Consider the following 13,571-nt stretch of genomic DNA (forward strand, 5'->3'; position numbering starts at 1 on the left):
CGGTGGGGGTTCGGTGCTCAGCTCTCGAGTACGGCTCGCCGCCGGACGACGTACGGCAGCGCGAACATGTACAAGCCTGTGAGCATCAGCAGGAGGAGCGGGAGCAACGGAACGTAGAACACCCAGAAGGGCAGGATCCCGGTCAAGGCGACGAAACAGACGATCACGGTCACGGTGAAGGCGATGGCCACCCAGCGGTGGATCTGCCGGACCCACTTGTTCGCACTCATGATCAGCGCACCTCGAAGATGCGGATCATGTTGCCGGCGGGGTCGCGGAAGGCGCAGTCGCGGACGCCCCACGGCTGGTCGGTCGGCTCCTGGACGACCTCGGCCCCGCCCGTGACGCCTGCCTGCAGCCGCTCGAACGTGCTGTCGATGTCCTTGGTGGCCAGGTTGATGCCGGCGAAGGTGCCCTTGGCCATCATCTCCGTGATGGTGCGGCGCTCGTCATCGGTGATGCCGGGGTCGGCGGCGGGCGGGTGCAGGACGATGGACGTGTCGGGCTGGTTCGGCGGCCCGAGGGTGATCCAGTGCTGGCCGCCGTACTCGACGTCGTTGCGGACTTCGAACCCGAGCGTGTCGCGGTAGAAGGCGAGGGACGCCTGCGGGTCCTCGTGCGGGAGGAAGGCCTGGTGAATGGTGAGGTCCATGACGGTCACGTTAGGTGCGGCTGCGGAGCCCGTGCTTCTCGATTCCTGACCGGTCTGCTCACCCGCTTCGCCACGCACGGCGGCATCCCCGCCAGCTCGTCGCTCGCCTGCCGGCGGTAGACGCTCGGCGGCACCCCGACCAGCTCCGTGAAGCGGGTGCTGAACGTGCCGAGCGACGAGCAGCCGACCGCGAAGCACACCTCGGTGACGCTGAGGTCGCCGTTGCGCAGCAGCGCCATGGCGCGCTCGATCCGCCGCGTCATGAGGTAGGAGTACGGCGACTCGCCGTACGCGGCGCGGAACTGGCGGCTGAGGTGCCCCGCCGACATGTTCACGCCACGGGCGAGCGCCTCAACGTCGAGCGGCTGCGCGTACTCCCGGTCCATCCGGTCGCGTACCCGGCGCAGCCGCGCGAGGTCGCGGAGGCGCTCCGCCTCGGCCGGTCTGCTGGTCACCCGCGAGATCGTGCCACGTCCCGCGAAATCAGGCGTTCACCCGAGCACCTCACGCAGCCTCCGCGCGAACGCCTCGGGCTGACCGGGGTAGCCGAACTCGGGGCCCGCGAAGCCGCCGTGGTGGCTCGGGAACACCGTGACCGCCTGGCCGAGCAGCTCGGCGGTAGCCACCGCGGTGCGTCCGGTGAAGGTGTTGCCGGTCTCCTCACCCACCGCGATAACCACCCGGGTGGGTGCCGCGGCGAGCGCGTCGACGTCGGGGCGGTAGCTGCTGACCGCCCAGGACAGGTCGGACAGCAGCGGGTCGTCGCGGGTGCCGTCGTCCTCGGTGGGCAGCCCGAACGCGGCCGGGTCCGGCGGGGGCTGGTCGAAGAACTCCTCGGTGAACTCGCCCTCCCACGACGTCACCGCGATGAACGCCGCCATCCCGGCCCCGAACCCCTTGGCCTCGTACGCGTCCCGGAACCAGGCCCGTGCGCGCTCGCCTGCGGCCGCGTCCGGCAGCACCGGGATGATCGGGGGCTCGTGCGCCACCAGGACGGTCACGTCGTCGGGATAGGCCGCCACGAGGGCGAGTGCGGTGATCGCACCCCCGCTGCTCGCGAACACCTCGACCGGGCCGGCGTCGAGCGCCCGGACGAGTGCGTGGATGTCGGCGGCCTGGACCTCGGGGTCGTGGTCGGTGCGGCCGTCCTTGCGGGTGCTGCGCCCCAGACCGCGCGGGTTGTAGGTGACCACGGTGCGGTCGGGGAAGTGGGGGGCGAGCGAAGCGAAGCCGTCGGCCTGCATGGGCTGGCCGATCATGAGGAGCGGCGGGCGCCCGTCCGCAGGGGGTAGCTGGCCGCGGACGTCGTAGACGAGGTCGACCTCGGGCAGCACGAGGGTGTCGGTGTTCACGGTCGATGGGACTCGGCACGAACCGAGAACTCATCGGCGGTCACGGCTTGCGGCCCACGGCCCCGGTCGTCTCCTCCAGTGGTGCGACCTCCCCGATGTCGGTGGGGTCGGGCCGCCACTGCGTGATCGGCACGACGCCGGGCTCGACCAGCTCCAGGTCGGCGAAATAGCTGCGGATCTGCGCGATGGGCTGCGGGATGTACGGCACCGCCCCGGTCGCCTTGTAGTTCTCGCACAGCCGGACGAAGTCGGGGTTGATGTCGTTCGAGTCGTTCACCGCGAGGTAGCTGCCGGACGGCGTCGCGTCCATGACGCGCGCCACGATCGACCGCGCCGCCTCGAAGCTCCGCGCGTGGCCGAGCACGCCCATGAACAGCACCGCGATCGGCTCGTCGAGGTCGAGGACCTTCCGGGCCTCGGCGATGACGAGGTCGGGGTCGTGGTAGTCGGCGTCGACGTAGGTGGTCACGCCCTCCGGGCTCGTGTTGACCAGCAGCGCCCGCGCGTGGGCGAGCACTATCGGGTCGTTGTCGACGTAGACGACCCGCGCGTCCGGCGCGATCGCCTGCGCGATCTCGTGGGTGTTCTGCATGGTGGGCAGGCCGGTGCCGACGTCGAGGAACTGCCGGATCCCGGCCTCCGCGGTCAGGAACCGCACCACGCGGATGAGGAACTGCCGGGACTGGGTGGCCACGGCACGCATGTCGAACAGCTGCAGCGCGGCGTCCCCGGCCGCCCGGTCGGCCTCGTAGTTGTCCTTGCCGCCCATCCAGTAGTTCCAGATGCGGGCGGCACCCGGCACGTCGGGCCGGATCCGGTGGTTGGGTTCCAGCTCGTCCCGCGCGTCGGCCACGTGAAGCTCCCCCTCGGCTCCTGTCGTGGCGCGGATCCTTCCGGAGATCGGCATCGGCGACAACGGCCCACCGCTCAGGGCCGGATGAGCACCTTCAGCGCGTGCGGTCGGCCATCGCGCGGTAGCCGTCGGGCACGTCGTCGAGGCCAACCGTGCGGTCGAACACCCGGCCCGGTTCGACCCGACCGTCGAGGACGTCGGGCAGCAGCTGCTCGATGTAGGCGCGAGCCGGAGCGGCACCGCCGGTGAGCGTGACGTTCCGCATGAACGTGTCGAAGCCCATCGGGACCCCCGTCGTCGGCGACATCGTCCTGGCGTACGAGTCGATGGACCTGCCTGCGGACCCGGGCCTCACGCTGCAGGCGTACAGCGCCGAACCGGGCTCTCCGTCGGCGGATGCGCTCGGCCTGCTCGCCAGCTGGGCGGCGACGGAGGAGCGGGCCCCGCACGCTCCCGTCACCTGACGACCGGGGTAGCGCTCAGGCGCTCTTCAGCCACTCCTCGAACGTGGTCAGCATGATGCGGGCGTCGTCGGCGGGCAGCAGGACGTCGCCGGCCATCCCGAGGCCGAAGACGCCGGACCACGTGGGCACCAGCGTCACCGCCCGACCGCGGGCCTCGAACGTGCGTCGGGCCATGTCCACGAGGTCCTGCGGCTCCGGGCCTGCGACGTCGCGGTAGCGGCCCTGCGGCTCGCCGGTCGCGATCTCGGCGAGGACCTCGGCGACGTCCGCGGGCGCGATCGGCTGCACCAGCAGCGGCGCGATCGAGGCGACACCGTCCTGCTCGGTCCAGCCCGCCACCATCTCGGCGAAGTCGTGGAACTGCGTGACCGGCACGATCGTCCAAGGCACCGGCCCGGCCGACACCAGGCGTTCCTGCTCGCGCTTGCCGGCGTAGTGGGCGTTGCCCCCGATCTCGTGGATCCCGACGATCGAGAGCAGCACGTGGTGCCGCACGCCCGCCTTCTCCTCGGCGGCCAGCAGGTTCCGGGTGGCGGCGCCGAAGTACGCCACCACCTCGGCCTCGTCCGTGGCCGGGCTGTTGGTGGCGTCGAGGACGGCCTCGACGCCGGTCAGCGCATCGTCGAGGCCGTCGCCGGTGGTCAGGTCCACGCCGAGTGAGCGGCTGATGCGCACGACCTCGTGGCCGTCGCGCTCCAGGGCGGCGACGGTGAGTGCTCCGATGTTGCCGGTGGCTCCGGCGACTGCGATCCGCATGCCACCGACCGTATCTAGGACTAAATAGATCCGCAATATCCACGATAAGATGTGACGCGTGAAGCTGCCCGTGAGCACGGAGTGGGTCCTGCACTGCGCCACGACCCTGGCCCAGCTGGAACCGGGGGCCACGGCGTCGACGAAGCAGCTCGCGGACTACTTCGACCTGCCCGGGCCCTACCTCGCCAAGCAGCTGCAGGCGCTCGTCAAGGCCGGCCTGCTGGCGGCCACCACCGGTCCCCGCGGTGGGTTCCGCCTCGCCCGTCCGCCGGCGGAGATCACGCTGCTGCAGCTCGTCGAGGCGGTCGACGGCGCGGCCTCGCCGTACGAGTGCCGGGAGATCCGCCAGCGCGGCCGCGGCGCCCTGCCGCGCGAGGACTGCCGCGACACCTGCATCCTGGCCCGCAAGATGGCCGAGGCACACGACGCGTGGCGGCAGCACCTCGGCGGGATCACGCTCGCCGGCATCCTCTCCGAGCTACCGCCCACTGCGCCGACCCGCACGCGATCGCTCATCGCCCCGCGCTGACCCCCGGCCCTGCGGCCCCTCGGACGAGAGCGGCGCTCGTGCGAGCGCCGGCCCTACGGGGGCAGCACGCCCTGAGCAGGCTGTGAGGCGGTGTGGAAGTGCTCGGCGTGTTCGGCCACCCACTGCGCGAATGCGCGTGCCGGCCGACCTGTGACCTGCTCGACGGTGTCGACGACGGTCGTCGCGTCGGCGGTGGGCGCCGCGTACCAGCCGATGACGTACTCGGCATCCGCGCGGGACACACCGGTGGCCACCAGCCGGTCGACGGCCTGTTCGTGCATGATCGGGACGAATGCGATGTCGCGCCCGACCGCCCGGGACAGGATCGCGATCCGTTCCCGCGGGGTCAGCGGTTCGGGCCCCGTCAGGTTGTACGCACGTCCGGCGTGGCCGTCGTCGAGAAGTGCGACCGCCGCAACGGCGCCGATGTCGGCCTCGTGCACCAGCGCGCTGGGGAAGTCGTACGGCTCGCGAACCACTCCCTCGGTCCGGATCGAGTCGGCCCAGGTCAGCGTGTTCGACATGAACTCCTGCGGTTCCAGGCGCGTCCATTCCACGCCCGACTCCGCCACGGCCTGCTCGACCGGCCCCACCGCGCCACCCCACACCACGGTGATGCGTCGGACGCCCGCGTCGCCCGCTCGCCGGACCAGCTCGGGTCCGACCTCGGCGAGCCCGGCCGTCACCGTGATGTGCAACCGGTCGACGCCGTCGAGCGCGCCGTCCAGCTCCTCCGGCCTGGTGTGCGTGCCGGCCGCCAGCTCCACCTCGGCGGGAAACCTCGCCGCTGCCGCGGCCGGATTCCGCGTCAACGCCCGTACCCGTTCCCCGCGGCGTACGAGCTCCGAAACAACGTGGTATCCGGTGTTCCCGGTCGCACCCGTCACAAGTGTGGTCACAGCAGCGACGCTAAGAGCTCAACTCGACTCCAGGTCAAGATCCGGTGCAGCCACATTCGCGAGCGCGGCCACGAGCCGGTCCCAGAAGCGCGGCACGTCGAGCCCGACGGCCACCTTCGCGTTCGGCACTCCGCCGAGGTCGACGACGGTGGCACCGCGGGTGAACCGGCCCACCACCTCGATCGCCACGTGCGCGTCCACGCACTCCACGAGGGACGGGTCGATCACCCGCGCCACCGCAACTGGATCGTGCAGCGGCGGCGCCTCGAAGCCGAACACCTTCCGGTACGCCGAGGCGAAGAACGTCATCAGCTCGACGCACACCGGGCCGATGGCGCCGCCGAGCGCCTCCAGCCGCGCGACGACGTCCGGCGTGACGAGCGCCTGGTGCGTGACGTTCAGGCCGCACATCGTCACCTGCACGCCGCTGCCGAACACGATCGCCGCGGCCTCGGGGTCGACGAAGATGTTGAACTCGGCGTACGGGCTCACGTTGCCGCGCTCGGTGGAGCCGCCCATCAGCACGATCTCGCGGATCCGCGGTGCGTTCTCCGGGTACCGGGTGAGCAGCAGGGCGATGTTGGTGAGCGGCCCGGTCGGGACGAGGGTCACCGGCTCCGGGTGTTCCTGCAGGATGCGGTGCACCAGGTCGACGGCGTGCTCGCCGCTCACCCGCACGGTGGGTTCGCCGAAGCGCGGCCCGTCCAGGCCGGATTCGCCGTGCACGTCCTCGGCCACCTGCAACGGCTGCGTCAACGGACGCGGGCACCCGGCGGCGACGGGTACGTCGTGGATGCCGGCGAGCGTGCACACCCGCAGCGCGTTGAGGGTGGTCTTGTCGAGCGTCTGGTTCCCGGCGACCGTCGTGATCGCCAGTAGGTCGACGGCCGGGTCGCCGGCGGCGAGCATGATCGCGATCGCGTCGTCGTGGCCGGGGTCGCAGTCGAGGATGATCGGCGTCACGACCGGTGAGCCAACCAGTGACCGCCGAACCGGTCACGTGATCGGCTCATACAGCCGCCGCTGGAGTGGCGAGTGTTCTCCGGGGTGGACGTCCCGCGACACGCCCCGGGAGGCCCCGATGACCAGCTCGGGCTGGATCGGGTACGGGCCCGCCCGCGGCTTGACCCTGACCCCGGGTCAACGTCGCACCATGCCCGCCATGACCACGACCACCTTCACGATCCGCCACGACGGCGTCACGATCCCGGTGTCCCGCGGCGGGCGGGGGCGACCGCTGGTCCTGTGTCCGGGGCTGTGCTCCACCCAGGCCGATCTGCACGAGCTGACCGAGCTGCTGCGTCGCGACCACGACGTGGTGACGTTCGACCTCAGGGGCCACGGCCTCGCCACACGCGCGGACCGGTACTCCTTCGACGCGTTCCTCGGCGATCTGGACGCCGTGATGGCCGAGCTCGACCTGCCGTCGCCGCCCCTGCTGGTCGGCTACTCGCTCGGCGCGGACCTGGTCGTGCACCACGCCGCCGAGCGCCCCAACCCGGTCGCCGGGCTCGTACTCGTCGACGGGGCGAACCCGGTGCCCGAACCGTTCCTCACCGAGGCCGACCTGCCGGTGTTCCGCGCGATGTGGGAGGACCAGGTGGCGCGGCAGGGATCCGAGGTGTCGCTCACGGCACAGGACATCCTCGACCTCAACCTCGAGCTCGACGTGCTCCGGCCCGCGATCCTCGACCGGTACCGGAAGATCGACCGCCCGATCAGCATGATCGCGTCGACCTCCATGGCCGGCGGTGGCGACGGGCCTGCGCAGCGGTACAACCGGCTCTGGCGCGCAGGCGTCGAGCGGCTCGCCCGCGAGCTGCCGCACGTCTCCACGTCCTGGCTCGACGCCGATCACGGGCTGGTCTTCACCCACGCCCCGCAGATCGCCCGGATCATCCGGAGACTGGTGCGGTGCTGACGATCGGCGAGCTGGCGTCGTACGCCGGGGTGACCGTGCGCGCGGTGCGGCACTACCACGCCAGAGGGCTGCTGCCGGAACCGGAACGGGACCACTCCGGCTACCGCAGGTACGACGCGTGCGCCGTGCTCGAGCTGGTCAGGATCCGGACCCTGGCCGAGGCCGGGGTCCCGCTCGCCCGCGTGCGGGAGCTGCTGCAGGCCGACGAGGAGGGGTTCGCCACGGCGGTCGCGGAGATCGACGCGCGGCTGCAGGCCGAGATCCGGGAGCGGCAGCGGCACCGGGAGCGGATCGCGCGCCTCACCGCTGGGGACGGCCTCGCGCTGCCACCCGAGGTGGTCGAGTTCCTGGACCACCTGCGGGCGCTCGGGGTCGACGAGCGGATCGTCCAGGTCGAACGGGACGGCTGGATCCTGCTGGCGGCGCGCTCGCGCGATCGGCTCCCGGAGTGGGTGGCACGCAAGCGCCAACAGATCGCCGACCCGCGGCTCGTCGACTTCTACCGCACGCTCGGCCAGGCGCTCGACCGGAGCGACGACGACCCGAGGCTGGTCGAGCTGGCCGACGAGATGGCCGCGTACATCACGCAGATGGCCGACGAGCAGGGCGACGACCACGTCGACGACGCCGACGTCGAGCCACCGTTCGTCGAGCTGATGGATGCACTGGCGTTCGACACCGCCCCGCCCGCCCGTCGGCTCGTGGAGCTGCTGCGGGAACGCGGCTGGACGGGCTGGACGAAGCTCGAGCGCGTGGACCCGGCGTTCACCCGTCCGTCCGGCCCAACCAGCTCCGCGTGAGATCGCGGACGGACGACCGCCACCGATCCGCCCCGTCGCCGGCGGCGATGGCATCCGCGGCTGCATGCACGACGGCGAAGAGGAACGCGGCGGCGGCGCGGGCGTCGACCGCCCGGAAGGCGCCCTCCTCGATGCCCCGGCTGAGGAACCGGGCGATCGCCCCGATGATGTCCACGTCGTCGTCGATCGGTGCGAGCACGGCGGCGGAGTGGAAGACCGCGTGGTGGAGGCCACTCGGCTGGGCGATGAAGTCGATGGCGGCGTCGCACTCGGCGTCGAGGACGGCCCACCAGTCGAGGCGCTCGGGCGACTCGGCGAGCTCCCGGTACCGCGTCACGTACTCCTGCTGCACCCGGTCGCGCACCGCGACGAGCATGTCGTCCCACGAGGAGAAGTAGAGGTAGAACGTCCCCTTCGCGGCATCGGCCTCGGTGGTGACCGCCTGCGCCCAGTTCGACACCTCCCGTCCGGACCGCAGGAGCCGGACGGCCGCGTCGATCAGCTCGGCGCGTCTCTCGTCCGGGGTGAGGCGACGACGCGTCCGGGGGATGCCCACGGCCAGAGGCTAGGACCTGTGCACGATCGGCAGCTCGCTCGGCCCGCGCAGGTTGACGTGTTCGCGGTACGGCGGCGGGTCGAGGACCAGCTTCGGCTCCCGCACGCGCTGGGCGAACCGGGTCAATGCGATCCGTCCCTCGAGCCGCGCCAACGGGGCACCGAGGCAGAAGTGCGGGCCGAACCCGAAGCCGAGGTGGCGGATCTCGGTGCGATGCGGGTCGAAGCGATCCGGGTCGGGGTTGGCGTCCGGGTCGCGGTGCGCGGCGGCCAGCAGGAGGATCAACATGCTCCCCCCGGGCACGACCACGTCGCCGATGGGCACGTCCTGCTTCGCGATGCGCGCGGTGAGCTGCACGGGCGGGTCGTAGCGCAGGACCTCCTCGACGACCGCGGGTGCCGAGCCGGGGTCGGCGCGCAGTCCGGCCAGCTGGTCGGGGTTGCGCAGCAGGGCGAGCACCCCAGCCGCGATCAGGTTGACGGTGGTCTCGTGCCCGGCCACCAGGAGGAGCACGACGGTGGACACCAGCTCGTCGTGGGTCAACGCGTCGCCGCCCTCCTCCGCCGCGAGGAGCGCCGAGATCAGGTCCTCGCCGCCGGCGTGAGCCCGCCGGTCTGCGACGAGGTCGTTCACGTACCGGTGCATCTCGATCAGCCCCGGCACCCACCCCGGCGTCTCCCCCGCAAGGTCGCCGACCGGCGTGAACCCGTCGAGGAACTGCGTGAGCTGCGCGGACCATCGCCGGAAGAGCGGCTCGTCGGCCAGCGGGACGCCGAGCATCCGACAGATCACCGTCACCGGCAGCGGGTGGGCGAAGTCGGCGAGCACGTCGAACGAGTCGCGCCCGGCGGTGCGATCCAGGAGCTCGTCCACCAGATCGACGATGGTTGGCTCCATCCGAGCGACGGCACGAGCGGTGAACGGCCGGCTTGCGAGGCGCCGCAGCCGCGTGTGGTCCGGCGGGTCCTGGGAGAGGAACCAGGGCTGCCGCACGGACGACGGTGTGCCCGGCGGGAGCGCGACGCCGTCCAGGAACGACCCGGTGCGCCGCCACCGCTCCGCGCTCAGCCGCGGTTCGCGCAACAGCCGCTCGCAGTCGTCGAACCCGCTGACGATCGCGGTGGACATCTCCTCGATCCACACCGGCCCCAGCTGCCGCAGCCGCGCGTAGATCGGGTACGGGTCGGCACGCGACGCCGGGTCGAGCAACGAGCCGACCAGCTGGGATCCCGACACGGCAACGCTCCCGACCTCGACCTAATGACTTGAGGTCAGTATTGCTGACCTCAAGTCATCAGGTCAACGCCCGCGCGCCTCATTCCGATGGCGCCTCCACCGGCGGGGTGCCGTGGGTGTGGAAGGACGAGATGGTCTTCAGACCCCACGCCTGCCCCTTGGCCCGTTCCGCCTCGGTCCAGGTCACCGGCTCCCAGTCCGGGGCGAAGATCAGCCGAGCGGTCGGGTTGCACAGCTCGATGCGGTTGCCACCCGGCTCGTAGACGTAGAGGAAGAAGGTCTGCTGGATCGCGTGCTTGTGCGGGCCGGTCTCGATGAACACGCCGTTGTCGAGTGCGATGTCGGCGGCGCGGAGGATGTCCTCCCGCGTGTCGGTTGCGAACGCGATGTGGTGGAGCCGGCCGGTCGAGCCGGTCCAGTCGTTCGTGTAGACGAGGTCGTAGGACTTCTGGGCGAAGTTGGTCCACTGGCCGGAGATCACGCCGGTGTCGAGCTGGATCTGCTCGGTGACCCGGCCGCCGAGCGCGTCGCAGATGAACCCACCGTTGGCGGCCGCGTCCTTGGCGAGGTAGTTCACGTGGTCGAGCCGCCGCACGCTGACGCCGCGGCCGGGGTAGGCCTGGGCCTGGTTCTTCAGGGCGGGGCGCAGGTGCTCCGGCGGCTGGTACCGCTCGGTCTCCCAGTAGATCTCGATCTCGTGGCCGTCGGGGTCGCGGAAGAGGTAGGTGGGGCCGATGCCCGGGTCGCCGTCGACCCAGCCGATGCCCAGACCTCGCTCCTCAACGGCCGCGACCCGTCGCTTCAGCGCCTCCTCGCTGGACGCGCGCAGGGCGGTGCGGCCGACACCCGAGGTCTTCGACGCCGTCAGCTTGATGCTGTGGTGCTCGTAGTCGTCCCAGGTGCGCAGGAAGACCGAGTCGCCGTGGCTACCGTTCTCGGTGAGCCCCAGGATCCGGACGAAGAAGTCGAGGCTGCGCTCCGGCTCGGGGGTGAGGAGCTCGACGTGGCCGAGGTGGGCGATCTCGTGGCGGGGGGACTTCTCGGGGGACATCGTCGCTCCAGGCGTCAGGGACGGGGGAAGGCGGTGCCGTCGAACAGGGCGCGGGCGGTGCGGATCACGGCGGAGCGGCGCACGCGCGGGGGATCGCTCCCCTGGTCCACGTCGACGTCGACCTCCAGCACGCCGCTCGGGTGCTCCACCACGAACGGGCGGCCGTCCTCGGGCCGGACCAGCAGCTCGTGCCCGACAGCGCCGTCGAGCAGCGCCGCGGTGACCACGCTGACGGCGCCGAACACCCCGATCGACGGGTGCTGGCGCACCGGGTCGAAGGCGTTGAACGTGCGGGTGGCGATCGCCCCGCCTGCCCGCGGGGCGGAGACGAGCGTGATCTTGGGGACGGCGGAGCCGGTGACGTCACCCAGGCCCATCAGCTTGCCGGCCTGGATCCGCAGGGACCGGATGCGCTCGGCTCCGAGGTCCTCGGCGCGGGTGACGACGACCGGCATCCCGTTGTCGATGCACGTCACCGGGAGGCCGTCGATCTCGTCGACGAGCCGGCCGGTCGGCAGCAGGCTGCCGCAGACCGAGCCCTCGGTGCCGGCGAAGGCCAGCGCCACCGGGGCCGCCGTGCCGGGCACGCCGGCCACCGCCGTGTCGCCCGCGTAGTCGACGCGCCCGCCGGGCGTGGCGAACGTCGACTCCGCGCGGCCACCGGTGTTCACCAGCCGGATCCGCACGCTCGTGCGCTCGGCCCCGGCGGCCACGAGGCCACGCTCGACGGCGAACTGGCCGACGGCGGCCAGTAGGTTGCCGCACGTCTGGCGGTCCGAGACGGTGGCCGCCTCGATCCCGACCTGCAGGAACAGGTAGTCCACGTCGCAGTCCGGCTCGGCGGAGCGCGACACGACGGCCACCTTGCTGGTCACCGGCTGGGCGCCGCCGAGCCCGTCGATCTGAGCCGGGTCGGGGCTGCCCATGATCCGCAGCAGCAGGTCGTCGCGCTCGGCCGCATCGGCCGGGAGGTCGGCGGCCAGGAAGAACGCGCCCTTCGAGGTGCCGCCGCGCATGAGGAGGCAACGAATCCCGGTCACTGCTGGGCCTTCACGTACTCGACCCCCAGCTCGGCCAGGGTGGCGCGCAGGCCGTAGCGGTCGAGGCCCAGCTCGCCGTCGCGGAACGCGCGGCGGGTGGCCTCCTCCTTCTCCAGCCGGGCCCGGCCAGCGGTGAGCGCCTCGCCGACCCGGTCCCGCGGCACGCACACGACGCCGTCGTCGTCGGCGAGCACGGCGTCGCCGGGCCGCACGACCTGCCCGCCGACCACGATCGGCACGTTCACCGCCCCGGCCGTCGCCTTGACGGTGCCCTGCGCGCTCACCGCGGCCGACCACGCCGGGAAGCCCATCGCGCGCAGGTCGGCCACGTCGCGGACGCCGGTGGTGGTGACGACCCCGCGCACGCCGCGGTGGGCGAGCGCGGTGGCGAAGAGCTCACCGAAGAGCCCGTCGGTGCAGGGCGAGGTGGTGGTGACGACCATCAGGTCGCCCTCGCGGCACTGCTCGACGGCTGCGTGGATCATCAGGTTGTCCCCGGGCCAGCACAGCACGGTGACGGCCGTGCCGCCGACGCGTGCACCCTGCTGGATCGGCCGCAGCTCCGGGCCGAGGTAGCAGGTGCGCCCCAGCGCCTCGTGCACGGTGGCCACCCCGAGCTCCGCCAGCGCGTCGACGTCGGTGAGCGCGGCGCGCGGCGGGTCGGTGAGGATCACCGGCTTCACGTCAGCTCCCCGGTGACCTGCGGGTACAGCCGCACGAAGGCCTCGGCCATCGTGTTGTGGGGCAGGCCGAGGTTGGGGCCGGCGTTGCGCTTGAGCTGCACGCCGCGGCGCTTCGCCAGGTCGGTGTAGTAGTCCCACATGTGCTGCTGCGCGGGCAGGCACTCCATCGCCTTGCGCTTGCGGTCGAACACCCCTGAGATGTCCAGCAGCACGTCGGGGCGGAAGTCGCACTGCTCGGGCTGGTGCGGCTCGAAGAAGAAGACCGGCGGGGCTCCGAGTGGCTCGCCCGGGGCGTCGTAGCCGATCGCCTGGGCGAGGACCCGCGCCTGCAGCGCCATCCGGGCGGCTGCGGGATGGTCGCCGTTGTACGGGTCGGCGAGGGTGTGCGTGAGCACGACGGTCGGGGCGAGCTCGCGGTAGACGCGCACCAGCCGGTCGACGAGCTCCTGCGACTCCACGAGCGGGTAGTCCCCCGCGTCGAGGAACCGGATCTCGGCACCGAGCGTGCCCGCGGCCTTCTCCGCCTCCTCGCGGCGGATCGCCTTGATCTCGTCGAGCGTGCGGCCCTCCCGCCAGGCCTTGGCCGACTCGCCGCGCTCGCCGAAGGAGAGGCACACCACCGTGGCGCGTTCCCCGCGCTCGGCCGCGAGCGCGATCGCCCCGCCCGCGCGCCACACGAAGTCCCCCGCGTGCGCGCTGACGACCAGCAGGCTGCCGTTACCCGAGGTGGACATGCCCCTCAGCATCGGCTCGCCCGGAAGGGCTTGTCATCGATCTCG

At 72.0% G+C, this 13,571-nt stretch carries 18 protein-coding genes and 1 pseudogene; 4 read left to right on the forward strand and 15 right to left on the reverse strand.

Annotated features, from left to right (window positions below; genetic code table 11):
* Positions 1-17: 17 nt before the first annotated feature.
* The 6 genes and pseudogenes from FB388_RS30575 to FB388_RS30600 form a co-directional block, all read right to left on the reverse strand.
* The gene (locus tag FB388_RS30575; protein WP_142105626.1) at positions 18-230 is read right to left on the reverse strand and encodes a hypothetical protein; all 213 of its coding nucleotides are present in this window, start codon (positions 228-230) and stop codon (positions 18-20) included.
* A gap of 2 nt (positions 231-232) precedes the next feature.
* Positions 233-652, reverse strand: coding sequence for a VOC family protein (locus FB388_RS30580; protein WP_211362277.1), 420 nt, complete (start codon positions 650-652; stop codon positions 233-235).
* A gap of 5 nt (positions 653-657) precedes the next feature.
* Positions 658-1,107: a helix-turn-helix transcriptional regulator gene (locus FB388_RS30585; RefSeq protein ID WP_142105630.1), complete on the reverse strand. Its 450-nt coding sequence runs from the start codon at positions 1,105-1,107 to the stop codon at positions 658-660.
* Between the two features lie 36 nt (positions 1,108-1,143).
* Positions 1,144-2,004, reverse strand: a complete 861-nt coding sequence (locus FB388_RS30590) for an alpha/beta fold hydrolase (RefSeq protein ID WP_246122525.1) — start codon at positions 2,002-2,004, stop codon at positions 1,144-1,146.
* Positions 2,005-2,044: 40 nt separating this feature from the next.
* Positions 2,045-2,857 (reverse strand): SAM-dependent methyltransferase, encoded by an 813-nt coding sequence (locus tag FB388_RS30595; RefSeq protein ID WP_246122526.1) that lies wholly within the window; start codon positions 2,855-2,857, stop codon positions 2,045-2,047.
* A gap of 74 nt (positions 2,858-2,931) precedes the next feature.
* Positions 2,932-3,143, reverse strand: a pseudogene (locus tag FB388_RS30600) (IMP dehydrogenase); the annotation flags it as partial.
* Between FB388_RS30600 and FB388_RS30605 the strand changes: the two are divergent.
* Entirely contained in the window at positions 3,121-3,321 is a 201-nt protein-coding gene (locus FB388_RS30605) for an MmyB family transcriptional regulator (protein ID WP_170225892.1), read from the forward strand. The pseudogene FB388_RS30600 and the gene FB388_RS30605 overlap by 23 nt on opposite strands.
* 15 nt (positions 3,322-3,336) lie before the next feature.
* On the opposite strand, the gene FB388_RS30610 is transcribed toward FB388_RS30605, so the two are convergent.
* Positions 3,337-4,077: an SDR family oxidoreductase gene (locus tag FB388_RS30610; protein ID WP_142105634.1), complete on the reverse strand. Its 741-nt coding sequence runs from the start codon at positions 4,075-4,077 to the stop codon at positions 3,337-3,339.
* A 58-nt stretch (positions 4,078-4,135) separates the two neighbouring features.
* Between FB388_RS30610 and FB388_RS30615 the strand changes: the two genes are divergently transcribed.
* Complete coding sequence (locus tag FB388_RS30615) at positions 4,136-4,606, forward strand: RrF2 family transcriptional regulator (RefSeq protein WP_142105636.1); 471 nt, start codon at positions 4,136-4,138, stop codon at positions 4,604-4,606.
* A gap of 53 nt (positions 4,607-4,659) precedes the next feature.
* On the opposite strand, the gene FB388_RS30620 is transcribed toward FB388_RS30615, so the two are convergent.
* A complete protein-coding gene (locus tag FB388_RS30620) occupies positions 4,660-5,505 on the reverse strand; it encodes an NmrA family NAD(P)-binding protein (protein ID WP_142105638.1) in 846 nt (281 codons plus the stop codon).
* A gap of 18 nt (positions 5,506-5,523) precedes the next feature.
* Positions 5,524-6,468, reverse strand: a complete 945-nt coding sequence (locus FB388_RS30625) for a nucleoside hydrolase (protein WP_246122528.1) — start codon at positions 6,466-6,468, stop codon at positions 5,524-5,526.
* Between the two features lie 199 nt (positions 6,469-6,667).
* Between FB388_RS30625 and FB388_RS30630 the strand changes: the two genes are divergently transcribed.
* Complete coding sequence (locus FB388_RS30630) at positions 6,668-7,426, forward strand: alpha/beta fold hydrolase (protein WP_246122529.1); 759 nt, start codon at positions 6,668-6,670, stop codon at positions 7,424-7,426.
* On the forward strand, positions 7,420-8,226 hold the full coding sequence (locus FB388_RS30635; protein ID WP_142105642.1) for a MerR family transcriptional regulator: 807 nt from the start codon (positions 7,420-7,422) through the stop codon (positions 8,224-8,226). The genes FB388_RS30630 and FB388_RS30635 overlap by 7 nt, the downstream gene beginning before the upstream one ends.
* On the opposite strand, the gene FB388_RS30640 is transcribed toward FB388_RS30635, so the two are convergent.
* The 6 genes from FB388_RS30640 to FB388_RS30665 all read right to left on the reverse strand — a co-directional run bounded on the left by FB388_RS30640 (position 8,192) and on the right by FB388_RS30665 (position 13,526).
* A complete protein-coding gene (locus tag FB388_RS30640; RefSeq protein WP_142105643.1) occupies positions 8,192-8,782 on the reverse strand; it encodes a TetR/AcrR family transcriptional regulator in 591 nt (196 codons plus the stop codon). The two genes, FB388_RS30635 and FB388_RS30640, sit on opposite strands and share 35 nt — an antisense overlap.
* 9 nt (positions 8,783-8,791) lie before the next feature.
* The gene (locus FB388_RS30645) at positions 8,792-10,018 is read right to left on the reverse strand and encodes a cytochrome P450 (protein WP_142105645.1); all 1,227 of its coding nucleotides are present in this window, start codon (positions 10,016-10,018) and stop codon (positions 8,792-8,794) included.
* 79 nt (positions 10,019-10,097) lie between these two features.
* Positions 10,098-11,069 carry a VOC family protein gene (locus FB388_RS30650; protein WP_142105647.1) on the reverse strand — a complete coding sequence of 324 codons (972 nt, stop codon included), beginning with the start codon at positions 11,067-11,069 and terminating at the stop codon, positions 10,098-10,100.
* 14 nt (positions 11,070-11,083) lie between these two features.
* Complete coding sequence (locus tag FB388_RS30655; protein ID WP_246122531.1) at positions 11,084-12,109, reverse strand: PrpF domain-containing protein; 1,026 nt, start codon at positions 12,107-12,109, stop codon at positions 11,084-11,086.
* Complete coding sequence (locus FB388_RS30660) at positions 12,106-12,792, reverse strand: 4-carboxy-4-hydroxy-2-oxoadipate aldolase/oxaloacetate decarboxylase (RefSeq protein ID WP_142105651.1); 687 nt, start codon at positions 12,790-12,792, stop codon at positions 12,106-12,108. The genes FB388_RS30655 and FB388_RS30660 overlap by 4 nt, the downstream gene beginning before the upstream one ends.
* Entirely contained in the window at positions 12,789-13,526 is a 738-nt protein-coding gene (locus FB388_RS30665) for a PIG-L deacetylase family protein (protein WP_142105653.1), read from the reverse strand. The genes FB388_RS30660 and FB388_RS30665 overlap by 4 nt, the downstream gene beginning before the upstream one ends.
* Positions 13,527-13,571 lie beyond the last annotated feature (45 nt).

Origin of the sequence: Pseudonocardia cypriaca (assembly GCF_006717045.1) — a bacterium.
GTDB classification, from domain to species: domain Bacteria; phylum Actinomycetota; class Actinomycetes; order Mycobacteriales; family Pseudonocardiaceae; genus Pseudonocardia; species Pseudonocardia cypriaca.

What these genes read in the sequence shown, in the direction of transcription:
- FB388_RS30580 (WP_211362277.1), bottom strand. Translation starts at nt 652, where the DNA reads ATGGACCTCACCATTCACCAGGCCTTCCTCCCGCACGAGGACCCGCAG.
- FB388_RS30650 (WP_142105647.1), bottom strand. Translation starts at nt 11,069, where the DNA reads ATGTCCCCCGAGAAGTCCCCCCGCCACGAGATCGCCCACCTCGGCCAC.
- FB388_RS30665 (WP_142105653.1), bottom strand. Translation starts at nt 13,526, where the DNA reads ATGTCCACCTCGGGTAACGGCAGCCTGCTGGTCGTCAGCGCGCACGCG.
- FB388_RS30575 (WP_142105626.1), bottom strand. Translation starts at nt 230, where the DNA reads ATGAGTGCGAACAAGTGGGTCCGGCAGATCCACCGCTGGGTGGCCATC.
- FB388_RS30610 (WP_142105634.1), bottom strand. Translation starts at nt 4,077, where the DNA reads ATGCGGATCGCAGTCGCCGGAGCCACCGGCAACATCGGAGCACTCACC.
- FB388_RS30605 (WP_170225892.1), top strand. Translation starts at nt 3,121, where the DNA reads ATGAACGTGTCGAAGCCCATCGGGACCCCCGTCGTCGGCGACATCGTC.
- FB388_RS30630 (WP_246122529.1), top strand. Translation starts at nt 6,668, where the DNA reads ATGACCACGACCACCTTCACGATCCGCCACGACGGCGTCACGATCCCG.